This is a genomic window from Hyphomicrobium sp. MC8b (assembly GCF_905067615.1).
In the GTDB taxonomy this organism is placed as follows: Bacteria; Pseudomonadota; Alphaproteobacteria; order Rhizobiales; family Hyphomicrobiaceae; genus Hyphomicrobium_B.
In genome coordinates, this window is sequence record NZ_LR898465.1 from 3899185 (window position 1) to 3911479 (window position 12295).

Annotated in this window: 9 protein-coding genes; 1 reads left to right on the top strand and 8 read right to left on the bottom strand. The window is 61.0% G+C overall.

Annotation, left to right across the window (positions count from 1 at the left end; translation table 11 throughout):
- Nucleotides 1-209 precede the first annotated feature (209 nt).
- Complete coding sequence (gene aspS / locus ACLB1Z_RS18680) at nt 210-2012, bottom strand: aspartate--tRNA ligase (protein WP_409563312.1); 1803 nt, start codon at nt 2010-2012, stop codon at nt 210-212.
- Between the two features lie 279 nt (nt 2013-2291).
- Between aspS and rnd the strand changes: the two genes are divergently transcribed.
- Entirely contained in the window at nt 2292-3446 is a 1155-nt protein-coding gene (rnd, locus tag ACLB1Z_RS18685) for a ribonuclease D (protein ID WP_409561185.1), read from the top strand.
- 162 nt (nt 3447-3608) lie between these two features.
- Here the strand turns inward: rnd and ACLB1Z_RS18690 are convergent, their stop codons facing one another.
- The 7 genes from ACLB1Z_RS18690 to ACLB1Z_RS18720 form a co-directional block, all read right to left on the bottom strand.
- Nucleotides 3609-4547, bottom strand: coding sequence for a DnaJ C-terminal domain-containing protein (locus ACLB1Z_RS18690; RefSeq protein WP_013949712.1), 939 nt, complete (start codon nt 4545-4547; stop codon nt 3609-3611).
- A 77-nt stretch (nt 4548-4624) separates the two neighbouring features.
- Nucleotides 4625-6160 carry a Ppx/GppA phosphatase family protein gene (locus ACLB1Z_RS18695; protein ID WP_013949713.1) on the bottom strand — a complete coding sequence of 512 codons (1536 nt, stop codon included), beginning with the start codon at nt 6158-6160 and terminating at the stop codon, nt 4625-4627.
- Between the two features lie 13 nt (nt 6161-6173).
- Nucleotides 6174-8342 carry an RNA degradosome polyphosphate kinase gene (locus ACLB1Z_RS18700; RefSeq protein WP_409561186.1) on the bottom strand — a complete coding sequence of 723 codons (2169 nt, stop codon included), beginning with the start codon at nt 8340-8342 and terminating at the stop codon, nt 6174-6176.
- Nucleotides 8343-8439: 97 nt separating this feature from the next.
- Nucleotides 8440-9114 (bottom strand): DnaA ATPase domain-containing protein, encoded by a 675-nt coding sequence (locus ACLB1Z_RS18705; protein ID WP_409561187.1) that lies wholly within the window; start codon nt 9112-9114, stop codon nt 8440-8442.
- Between the two features lie 3 nt (nt 9115-9117).
- On the bottom strand, nt 9118-10209 hold the full coding sequence (locus ACLB1Z_RS18710; protein WP_409561188.1) for an AI-2E family transporter: 1092 nt from the start codon (nt 10207-10209) through the stop codon (nt 9118-9120).
- A gap of 57 nt (nt 10210-10266) precedes the next feature.
- Entirely contained in the window at nt 10267-10821 is a 555-nt protein-coding gene (locus tag ACLB1Z_RS18715) for a CDP-alcohol phosphatidyltransferase family protein (protein WP_013949717.1), read from the bottom strand.
- Between the two features lie 195 nt (nt 10822-11016).
- Nucleotides 11017-12153, bottom strand: coding sequence for a DUF2066 domain-containing protein (locus ACLB1Z_RS18720; RefSeq protein ID WP_409561189.1), 1137 nt, complete (start codon nt 12151-12153; stop codon nt 11017-11019).
- Nucleotides 12154-12295: the final 142 nt, after the last annotated feature.

Sequence of the window (12295 nt, forward strand, 5' to 3'; positions counted from 1 at the left end):
TTTTGTTGGCGATTGGCGACTCCCCTGTGGGTAGCCGGCCGCCAATCGCACACACTATTATCGTCATGCCGACGGAGGTCGGCATCCAGGCGGCCTTTCGCATGACGATGGTGCGACTTGGCTGGATCCCGGCCTGCGCCGGGATGACGTTAGAGATGGTGACACGTTGATTGTCATCCTCGGTGCAAAGCCGAGGATGACAAAGAGTTCTAGGCTTTCTTCTCCGGCGTGACGACACGGATGGAGAGTTCGCGCAGTTGCTTGGGCGAGGCTTCGCTCGGCGCGCCCATCAGAAGATCTGCCGCCTGCTGGTTCATCGGGAAGAGCGCGACTTCGCGAACGGTCTTGCCGCCTGTCAACAGCATAACGATGCGTTCGATGCCCGCGGCCATACCGCCATGGGGCGGTGCGCCGTATTGGAACGCGCGGTAGAGCCCGCCGAAGCGCGCCTCGACATCGGCCTTCGAAAGTCCGGTGATCTCGAACGCTTTCACCATCGTCTCGGGCACGTGGTTACGGACCGAGCCCGAGGCAATCTCGTAGCCGTTGCAGACGATGTCGTACTGGTTCGCCTTGAGCGCGAGGAGTGCATCGCGGCCGGATTTCTCGGCAGCTTCCAGCGCATCGCGTCCGCCCTTCGGCATCGAGAACGGATTGTGCGAGAAGTCGATCTTCTTGTCTTCCTCGTTCCATTCGTAGAACGGGAAGTCGACGATCCAGGCAAGCGCGAAGCGGTTCTCGTCGATCAGCTTCAATTCATGGCCGGCGCGATCGCGGGCGGCGCCTGCAAACTTGTAGAAGTTCGCCGGGTTGCCACCGACGAAGAAGACAGCGTCGCCGTCTTTCAAGCCGAGCTGGTTCTTGATCGCAACCGTGCGTTCGGGGCCGATGTTCTTCGCAATCGGACCGGCGCCCGCTTCGTCGCCGTCGCGCCAGAAGATGTAACCCAGGCCCGGCTGGCCTTCGCCTTGCGCCCAGGAGTTCATGCGGTCGCAGAATGCGCGGCTGCCGCCGGTCGGCGCGGGGATTGCCCAGATGCGCGTTTTGGCATCCTTCTCGATCATGCCCGCGAAGACCTTGAAGCCCGAGCCGCGGAAGTGCTCGGTGACATCGGCCATTTCAATCGGGTTGCGCAGGTCCGGCTTGTCGGAGCCGTACTTGGCGATGGCCGTATCGTAAGGAATGCGCGGCCAGCCTTGCGTGACCGGCTTGCCGTTGGCGAATTCCTCGAACAGGCCGGTGATGATCGGCTCCATCGTCGCGAAGATATCTTCCTGCTCGACGAAGCTCATCTCGACGTCGAGCTGGTAGAATTCGCCGGGCAGACGGTCGGCGCGCGGGTCTTCGTCGCGGAAACAGGGCGCGATCTGGAAGTAGCGGTCGAAGCCCGAGACCATCAAAAGTTGCTTGTACTGCTGCGGGGCCTGCGGCAGCGCGTAGAACTTGCCCGGATGGATGCGGCTCGGCACGAGGAAGTCGCGCGCGCCTTCGGGGCTCGATGCGGTCAGGATCGGCGTCGGGAATTCGTTGAAGCCTACGTCATGCATGCGGCGGCGAATCGAGCGCGTGATGTCGAGCCGCTTCATGATGATGCCGTGCAGCGTCTCGCGGCGCAGATCGAGGAAGCGATATTGCAGGCGCAGGTCTTCCGGGTAATCGGGCTCGCCGAAGACCGGGACGGGAAGCTCTTTCGCCGCGGAAAGCACTTCGATTTCAGTGGCGTAAAGCTCGACCTCGCCGGTCGGCAGTTCGGCGTTTGTGGTGCCTTCCGGCCGGTCGCGGACCTTGCCGTCGACGCGGACAACCCATTCTGAACGCAGGGTTTCGGCGACTTTGAAGGCTGGGCTGTCGGGATCGGCCACCACCTGGGTCAGGCCGTAATGATCGCGCAGGTCAATAAACAGAACGCCGCCGTGATCGCGCACGCGGTGCACCCAGCCCGAAAGACGTACGTCGGAGCCGACGTCGCTCTTCCGGAGCGCGCCGCAGGTGTGCGAGCGATAACGATGCAGCTTAGCCTCGGCCATGGCCGGAAAACCCTTTGGTCATGTGGGTGAAAATCGCCGCGGAAAAGCGCATGTGGGCGGCGGAAAGTCAAGGTTACCGCCCGACAGAGTTTCCGGCCGCCCCTCCGCACGGATATTCGGGCGTGCGGGCCCGGTAAATCCAGGGATTTCATACTGAGGATTTCCGGACCACCCTTAGAGGCCGCCGGCGTCCAAAAGCCTGTTCACGCCGCGACCAAGCTGATGGCGACAACAACAAATCCATGCGCTATAGGCGTTGCCCTGATGCGAATGATCACGACCACGTCCGAACTGTCGGCACTCTGCGATGTGCTGGCGAAAAGTGAATATGTTGCCGTTGACACCGAATTTCTGCGCGAGCAGACGTTCTGGCCATTGCTGTGCCTTATCCAGCTCGCGGGGCCGGAAGCCGAGGCGGTCGTCGACCCGTTGAGCCCCGGCATCGACCTGACGCCATTCTATAATTTGATGGCGAACGAGTCGGTCGTGAAAGTGTTTCACGCCGCGCGGCAGGATATCGAAATCGTCTATCTGAAGTCGCAGGTCGTGCCGACGCCGGTGTTCGACAGTCAGGTCGCCGCGATGGTGTGCGGCTACGGCGACAGCATCAGCTATGTGAACCTCGTCAAGAAGACGACGGGCGTCGATCTCGACAAAAGTTCCCGCTTCACGGACTGGAGCCGCCGGCCCCTGTCCGACAAGCAGCTCGACTATGCGCTGGCCGACGTCACGCACCTGCGTGACGTTTATGTGCGTCTCAAGCAGATGCTGGAGAAGACCGGCCGGACGCCGTGGCTGCAGGAAGAGATGGAAGTGCTCATCAGCCCTTCCACCTACGATGCGAAACCGGAAAATGCCTGGCAGCGGCTGAAGCTGCGCGTGAAGGGGCGCAAGTCGCTCTCCGTGCTGATCGAGCTTGCGGCGTGGCGCGAACGGATGGCGCAACAGCTCGATGTGCCGCGCGGCCGCGTGCTGCGCGACGATGCGCTTTACGATATCGCCAATCAGTTGCCTGCCAGCGCCGATGCGCTTGGCCAATTGCGTACGCTTTCGGACGGTTTTGCGCGCTCCCAGCGGGCGAAGGAAATCATCGATGTCGTGAAGGTGGGTCTGGCGCGCGATCCGAAGACGCTGCCGAAGATCGAGCGCAACGAAGCGCTCTCGGCCGAAGCGAGCGCGACGCTGGAGCTTTTAAAAGTACTGCTGAAGGCGGCCGCTGCCGAGCATGGCGTGGCGCCGCGCATCATCGCCGACAGCGATGATCTCGAACAGCTCGCGACGTCAGATGAAGCCGACATTCTGGCCCTGCAGGGTTGGCGGCGGACGCTGTTCGGGGATGCTGCGCTTAAGCTTAAGCGCGGCGAGCTTGCGCTGACCCTCGTCAACGGCGAAGTGCGCGCGGTACCTGCTGCAAGGTAGAGTTTGTAATCGCGATTGGCGACTCGCATTCCGTACGGCCGCCAATCGTGGACACACGCCACCGTCATGCCGACGAAGGTCGGCACCAAGACAAGCCTCGACAGGACAGATATTGCAGTTTTACTGGATCCCGGCCTGCGCCGGGATGACGATAAGGACTGGCTACTTCCGGCCCGGATCGTAGCTGTGGGTCTGGCGCCATTCGGAGAAGAAGTATGAGAGGCTGTCGTCGATCTCTGACGGCATGACAATCTTGACGGTGACGAGCTGATCGCCGACGTGGCCGTTCTTGCCTCGCGCCCCCTTGCCCTTCAGGCGAAACGTCTTACCGGAACTCGTGCCCTTGGGAAGCGTCAACTGCACGCGGCCCGTGGCCGTCGGAACTTCGACACGGCCGCCGAGAACCGCTTCGTCGATCGTGATCGGCAGCTCAAGCAGCAGATCATCACCCTCGCGGCGGAAATCGGGATGCGGGCGAACCTTGATTTCGACCAGAGCGTCGCCAGCCTCGCCACCGATGGCACCGGGCGCACCCTTACCTTTGAGCCGCAGAACCTGGCCGTCGACCACGCCTTCGGGAACGTTGAGATCCAGCGTGCCGCCGTCAGGCAGCGTGACGCGCTTCTTGGTGCCTTGAACTGCGTCGAGAAAATCGACCTCTAGCGAATAGCGGACATCGTTGCCGCGGGGACCCGCTCCCTGCGCATCGCGGCGGGCGCGTGTGCCGGCGGCGCCGAAGACATCCGAAAAAATGTCGGAGAAGCTGAAGTCATCGAAACCGCCACCCGCCCCAGCCCGGCCCTCGAAACCGCGGGCGCCGAACGGGCTGTGACGCCCGGCACCGGCTCCGGCCCGGCTCCATTGCGGGCGGCGTGGATCGCCTTTGGCGTCGATCTCGCCGGCGTCGTACTGGCGGCGCTTTTCCGGATCGCTCAGGATGTCGTTGGCGGCGGTGATTTTCTTGAAGCGCTCGGCCGCGCCAGCATTGCCGGGATTGACGTCAGGATGGCTGGCTTTCGCGAGCTTGCGAAATGCACTGCGTATTTCATCTTCTGACGCCCCGCGCGATACGCCGAGAATATCGTAAAGATCTTCCGCCATGGAGGCTGTCTTCATCCTGCGAACTTTAATCCGAGATTATCAGAAATTGTTGCGACGCAAGCGAGGCGTACTGCCTCTCAACCGCTAAATCGGATTTCTGCCCGCTTGCCGACCAATTCTGCGAGTGCTCCGAATCGCCGCCGCAGCCTCTCCCCGTCCAGGGCCGCATAAACCGGGGGCAGGGTCAGGACAAGCGCGCCGTCTTCAAAGCTGAGGGGCGTCTGGTCGATGACGCCCGCCATGCCGATCGAGAGCATATGGGCAGCCCGGATCGCCGCGCCAAGAATCCGGGCGCGGCGCTGCACGCGTTTACTAACAAGACTGCGCAGCCGGTCGGAAAGCCCAGCGCTGCTATCCTCGGATGTCTCGTGGCGGTGAAAAACCGAGAGGGCCAGAAATATCCGCCCCTGGTGGTCCACGCCGCCCAGCCCGGCATGGGCGATGGTGTTGATGCTCTGCTCGCCACGGTAGTCGGGATGCGCCCGCCAGCCGGCATCCGACAACAGGCAGGCTGCGTGTCTCAGGCGTCGTTCATCCGCCGTTTCTTCGAGGGCTGGATCGGAGAAGAGTTGGTCGGTCCAGGCGCAAAGCTCGTAAGCGTGCTCGACCGAACGGGAACGGAGCGCGGCGTAATCCTCACAGAAACTGATCAGCGGATCGCGCGCTTTCTCGTAGGGGGGCAGAAGTCCGTAGATCAAGCCTTCGCGGATGCCGAACACGGAGAATACGACCTGGCGCGGCTCCATCTGCCGCAACAGGCGCTCCAGCACGAGAGCACCGAACGGCAGGACTTCGCGGCGGGCCCGGGCGACGCCGGTGATGCCGGGCAGATCGAGCGGCTTCTTGACCTTGCGGAACTGCTCGCACAGGTCGAGCGCTTCGCGCGTGGTCAACCGATAACCCTGCATGACGCGCAACGGATAATCGACACGGTCCATCTGCATTTTCGCGAGCGCGCGCCACGTGCCGCCGACGGCATAGAACGTGCGCCCCGTGCCGTTTCTGAGCCAGGGCAAACTTGCCAGCGCATTGTCGATGATATCGGTCGCGCGTTCGATCTTGTTGCCGGTGGTGTCGATCAAGCGCAGACCGCCGAGCGGCAAGGTCGCGGCTTCCTTGAGGCGATCCTGCTCCAGATCGATCAATTCGAGGCTGCCGCCGCCCAGATCGCCCGCGACGCCGTCGGCATCGATGAAACCCATCATGATGCCCTGGGCGGCGAGGCGGGCTTCCGTTTCGCCGGAGAGGACTTCGATCTTCGCGCCGATCGCCTTTTCGCCGCGGGTGATGAAGTCATGGCCATTCTGAGCGTCGCGAACGGCCGCGGTGGCGATCACCATGATGTTCTTGACGCTGAGGATATGCGCGATCACGCGGAAGCGCGACAGGGCCGCGATGGCGCGTTCGACGGCATCGGCCGCGAGACTGCCGGTCGTTGCGACCGAGCGCCCGAGACCGCAAAGGATCTTTTCGTTGAAGACCGGCGTCGGTGCCCGCACGGCGCCTTCATAGACGACAAGGCGCACGGAGTTGGAGCCGATGTCGACAACGGCGATAGGCTCCATTTCTGCGGTGCGCTCATTCGCGCCCGAGATTTCTTTCCACCGTGTCATTCAAGCTCCGGGCCTAACCAGGCTGGCGGAAACGTTGCGGGAAGCTCTCTTTCAGAGACTGTCCGCGGCCCGAAAGCGAAGGATTGGTCATGAAGTACTTATGGGCATTGAAGGCTTCCTCCCCCGGACCCGGTTCGATCCGGGTCGCGCTGCCGTCGGAATTGATCCGCCAGCTCTGCTGGTTGTCTTTCAGGTTCGCAACCATGATCTGATTCAGAACTTGCTCGTGGACTGTCGGATTCTTAATCGGCGCCAAGGCTTCGACGCGCCGGTCAAGATTTCGAGGCATCATATCGGCGGAGCTGATGTAGACGGCGGCCTTGGGGGAAGGCAAGGCCTCTCCATTGGCAAAACAGTAAATGCGCGAGTGCTCGAGGAACCGTCCGACGATGCTTTTTACGCGGATGTTGCTCGATAGCCCCGGAATCCCCGGACGCAGGCAGCAAATGCCGCGCACGACGAGATCGATCGGCACACCGGCGTTGCTGGCATCATAAAGGGAAGAAATGATCTGCTGATCGACGAGCGCGTTCATTTTCCACCAGATGCCGGACGGTTTGCCCGCCTTCGCATTCCTGATCTCTTCGGCAATGTGCGTCATGATACGGTTGCGAATGCCGTGCGGGCTGGCGGCCATGCATTCTAGTTCCACAGGCTCACCGTAGCCCGTGACGAAGTTCAGAATGCGCGTGACATCGCGTGCGACCATCGGGTCGGTCGTGAAGAGGGAAAGATCCGTATACACACGCGCCGTTTGCGGATGGTAGTTGCCGGTGCCGATGTGGCAGTAGGTCGTGAGGTCGGTACCTTCGCGGCGGACAACGAAGCCGAGCTTGGCGTGTGTCTTCAATTCCGTGAAGCCGTAGACGACGTGGACGCCTGCACTTTCGAGATCGCGCGCCCAGCGGATGTTCGCCGCTTCGTCAAAGCGCGCCTTGAGCTCAACAACGGCCGTTACCGACTTACCGGCTTCCACGGCTTCCTTCAGCGCCTGAATGATCGGGCTGTCGCGCGAGGTGCGATAGAGCGTCCATTTGATCGCCATGACGTTCGGATCGGCAACGGCCTGGCGCAGGTACTGCACGACGACGTCGAAGCTTTCGTAGGGATGATGAACGAGGATGTCCTTGTTGCGGATCGCAGCGAAACAGTCGCCGGAAAATTCGCGAATGCGTTCGGGAAAGCGGATCGTGAACGGCTTGAACAGCAATTCCGGTCGGTCGGACACAATGAGCTGGGTGGTATCGGCGAGCGCCAGAATACCTTCCTTCACGAAAACGCTTTCATCGCGCACTTCGAGTTCATCGATGACGAACTTGCGAAGCTTTTCCGGCATGCGTGAATCGATCTCGAGCCGGATGACGTTGCCGCGGCGGCGGCGCTTCAACTGGCTTTCGTAGGATCGGACAAGGTCTTCGGCTTCTTCCTGGAATTCGATATCGCTGTCGCGCAGCACGCGGAACGTGCCCTGGCTCTTGATTTCGAAGCCTGAGAACAGTTCAGACAAATGCATGCCGATGACGTTTTCGAGCTGAATGAAACGCACGTCGTGCGGCTTGTCGGGATGTGTTTCGAGACGAATGAAACGTTCGAGCTGACCGGGAATGGGGATCAGGCCGTTCATGGTCTTGCCGTCGACCGGGCGCACCATGTCCACCGCGATTGTCATGGCCTTGTTGAGGATGAACGGAAACGGATGCGCAGGATCGGCGGCGATGGGCGTCAGGATCGGAAAGATGTGACTCAGAAAGAGCTTTTCCAACCAGGCGCGTTCGCCATCGGTCAAATCTTTCGGCTGAAGAACATGCAGCCCGGCTGCGCTAAGCTCGTCTTTGATGGTTCGCCAATTCAACTGCTCGTCGGCGACGAGCCCTGTCACAAACTTATTGATGGCGGCGAGCTGCTGCATCGGTGTCATGCCGTCTTGTGACAGCGTCGTGACACCAGCGCGGATCTGGCCATACACGCCGGCCGCGCGCACCATGTAGAATTCATCGAGGTTGGCAGCGGCGATCGATAGGAAGCGCAACCGTTCGAGAAGCGGATGCTGCCGATTGCCCGCTTCTTCAAGAACACGGCGATTGAACTGGAGCCACGACAGCTCGCGATTGTAGAAGCGATCCGGCCCCTCGGGCACGTCTGGAACGTTTGCCTTGCTGCTTCTGCTTTTCACGGTTGCCATGATGGGGAAATGCTCCGAAATCCGGTTCAAGAAATCCATATAGTAGGTTTACACCCAAATGACGAATGGGTGGGTGACAGCCGATTCTTAAGCTGATTCAATAGCCCAGTGCGTCGAGCGTGGCAGCGGCAATCGCGCGCGTCAGCCGCCGCTGCAGGGCGAGCGCCCGGCGGTCAGCCGCCGACACGAACCGTTCTGCCGCCAGCATCGATCGCTCCATGCGAACGAGCACGTAATCGACGAGTTGCGGCTCGACGCTCAACTGCCGGTCGGCGAAGAGCTTGACGAGGACGGCGCGCAACAGCGCATCGTCCGGCGGATCGATGGTCGCGAGCGGCAGAGCTTTCAGACGGGAGCGGAAGTCCGGCAGGGTGATCGAGAGATCGCCCGGCGCAGTATCCGTCGTCAGCAGGATCTGCAGCCGCTGCTCGCGCACAAGGTTCAAGAGGTGAAACAGCGCAGCTTCGTCAGCGGCGTTCTGGATGTCCTCAATCAGAACCGCGCCGGCTGCCGCAACCTTGGGAACGGTTTCGCGCGAGATCTGGGACGCCTCGACCGCCGTCGCGCCGGCGCGCGTCAGCCAGACGTTCGCAAGATGGGTTTTCCCGCTGCCCTTGGCCCCCGCGATGACCGCCGCGCCGATGGGCCAATCGGGCCAACGATCGACAAGGCTCACCGCGGCCGCGTTCGACTCTGAGACGAGAAAATCTTCAAGTCCCATTGCCGCGCGGTGCGGAAGTTCAAAGACAAGCTGCTGTGGCGTCGTGGTCATGGATTAGGGTTGCTGCGGATCCTTTGGCGCCGCTTCGACCTCTCCCTGATAGACAGAGGAGTCGAGATACTTTCGGAGCGCGAAACGTACGAGCACGCCGATTGCGGCGGAAACCGGCACGGCAACGAGAAGACCTAAAAATCCGAACAGATAGCTGAAGGTCAACAGCGCAAAAATTACCCAGACAGGATGAAGCCCGACTTCGGAGCCGATAATGTAGGGGCTTAGGATCGCAGACTCGAGCGCCTGTCCGACGAGTAGGATGCCGACAATGACCAGGATGGGCGTGAACTCGGGCCAATACTGAACTATCGCAAGCAGCATGGCCGTTATTGCGCCAATCGACCATCCGAATACAGGAATGAAGGACGCGAGCCCTGTCGCCACGCCGACGAGAAGGCCGTAATTCAGTCCAGCCACGCTGTAGGCGCCCGCGTAGTAGATTGCGAGCAGAATGCAAACGACGCCTTGGCCGCGGATGAAAGCCGAGATGCGTGAATCGATTTCAGTGGCGAGTCCACGAATCTCATCGGCTCCGTCGCGGGGCAGCCAGGAATCGATTTTCGCGACTATGCTGGGCCAGTCGAGCAACACATAGAAGAACACCACCGGCGTGATGAGGACGACCGTAAAAAAGTTGTATGCGGCGGTGCCTTGAGTCCAGATGCTTCCCGCAAAGCTTGCGAGCAATGATGGAACGGCCTTGCTGAGGCTGTCCAGAGCGTTGCGAACCGTTGCCTCAGCCTCAGGATAGCGGGGTCCGAGATGGTCGCGCGCAGTGGTCTCAATCAGTGACTTCAGGCGGTCGATTGCTCCTGGCGCAGACTCGATGAAACCCGCTGCCTGCTGAAAGAGAATGGGGACGACGAAGACAAGCGCTAAAATTATCAGCAAAGTCGAAAACGCGAGCAGTAGGATCGTCGCGATCCAGCGCGGAATACCGATGCGGCCCATCGCATCGACGACGGGACTCAGAAAGTAGGCGAGCGTCAGACCGATGGCGAACGGCAGCAATGCCGGAGCGATGAGCTGCACGATATAGGCAAACAGCAACGCCGTCGCCGTCCAGAACAGCGCGTGCCGCTCAAAATGCATAGGTCCCGATCCTCACCCAATTGCCGAAGCACCCCGAAACAGCATGGCCTTAAATGCTCAGCTTTTCGAGCCGGGAGTTTCGTATACCGTCATGTGCCGCAGCCAGACGCGCAAATAAGCAACGAGGGAGGCAACCGTGGTGGCGGCGGCGAGCAGGGTTAGTAGTTGTACCGGCCCTTTCAGCCTCAGACCGAACGCTTCATCGGCAAGCACGGTTCCGGCCAGCACGATTTGAGCAACAGTGTTCATCTTGCTGATGGCGAGTGGCTTCATCGGCGTCGGGTGGTCGAGAAGCCAAGACAGGACGACGGCGATGACGATCAGCACGTCGCGCGATACGACCAGGATCACGAGCCACGATGGCAGGCGGCCCGTCACGCCCAGCGCCACGAAGATGCAGACGATCAGCAATTTATCCGCTAGCGGATCGAGATAAGCGCCAAGCTCGGTTTCCCAATTGAAGCGCTTGGCCAAGAAGCCATCGACCGCATCGGAAATACCGGCGACGACGAATGCCAGAAATGCCGCTTGCAGCTCACCGGTCAGCAAAAGCCAGAAGACCACAGGTACGAGGATAACCCGACCGAGCGTAATTAAATTTGGAATGCTCACGCCGTTATTGTCCCCGTCTCTCCCTGCAACCCGGCCGTCTCGATATCCGGGCGGCGCGAACCTACCCTCTCGACGTTTGTCTCGTCGAGAACAACCTCCTTTGCAGTGCGGTAAAACAAAAGGGAGGAACACGCATCGTTTGGCGTGTGACGACGCGATCTGCGGCAGGTCAGAGTTTTATATTTACTATGCTTTTCAATAACTTGGACGAAGAACCCAACCGGAGGATGTGTTGGCGAGGCTTAACCCACGAGCGCCCAGCGCGTTCGCAAGACTTGCAGCGCCGCCGGGATATTTAAGTGACACGTCGGCGCTTCGGTCTGACACGGACCCGATATTCAGGGCGTCGACGCCGGGCGTATCGAGAAGTTGCCCACGCATCTCATCCCACTGATCAGAATTGCCGAAGACCACGGTCAACCTCACGTCTTCTCCGCTGCCGGTCGTCGAGGCGGCCCAGACAGGCATATTCGAAGGCGGCGCAGCGGCCGTGTCGAGGACGCCGGCTTTGACCGCCTTCCAGCGTCCTTCCAAGATGCCGAGCGAGATGACAGCCGCCAACTGCGAGGCGTAATCGAGATCACCGTCGTTAATGCGATACACCCGCTTCAACAAAAGTCCGCCGACGGCGTCACTGCCCGCGATCGTTACGTTGAGCCGCTTGGCCGCCATGTCCGGCTCGGCAATGGCGAGAACGACTAGGCCCTCACCGTACTCGGCTTTGAGCTTCTGCAGCGCGCTGTCCTGGCCGGACATCAGCGCGGTTATCGTGTCGGTCTGGATCGAGGGCTTTAAATCCTTCATGACGACAGGCGTAATTGTGTGCGTGAGATCGAGGCTCGACCAAGCGCGGTGCCACAGGCCTCTGTCGTTGCTCGCCGTTGGCGGGGTGCCCTGCAAGAGCACCGTTACGACCGTCACCGGCGGGGCCTGCTGATCGACGAAGGGGATACCCTGCTGCGTCAGAAGTGAACGCACGCCGTCCGGCTGAAACGAGAAATCGAGGCCGGCATAGTAGGTCGTCGAGGAATTGCGTTCCGAACGCACCGAGATGCCTGAGATGAGATCGCCTGCCTTCACGTCGCGGAGCCGATCCAACTGCTTATACGCGGTCACAGGAACCAAGCGCTTCAACAGCGAGCGGAACGCGGCCTGTTGGCCCTCGCTCATGGCCTGCTCCTTGGCGGCAACCGCATTGGCGGCCGTCGCCTCGACAGGATAGTTCCCGACCGTGTATGGCGCGTCGGCATCGGCGCGCGCGGACGCGACATCAACGCCTGCCAGAACGGACGAAATCAGAATAGCAATGGCGAGGCAGCGGCTCGCAAGCACCGTTAATCCCCCATCTTTGTCGTGTTGCAGGGCCACTCAAGCCGGCTAGACCAGCGCTGCGACATCCCGTGGAACCCAGAGGTCAGTGCTTCGTTTGCTCTCAGGTCCAGTCGCTGCTACGACCCCCATGACGGGTTGGCAA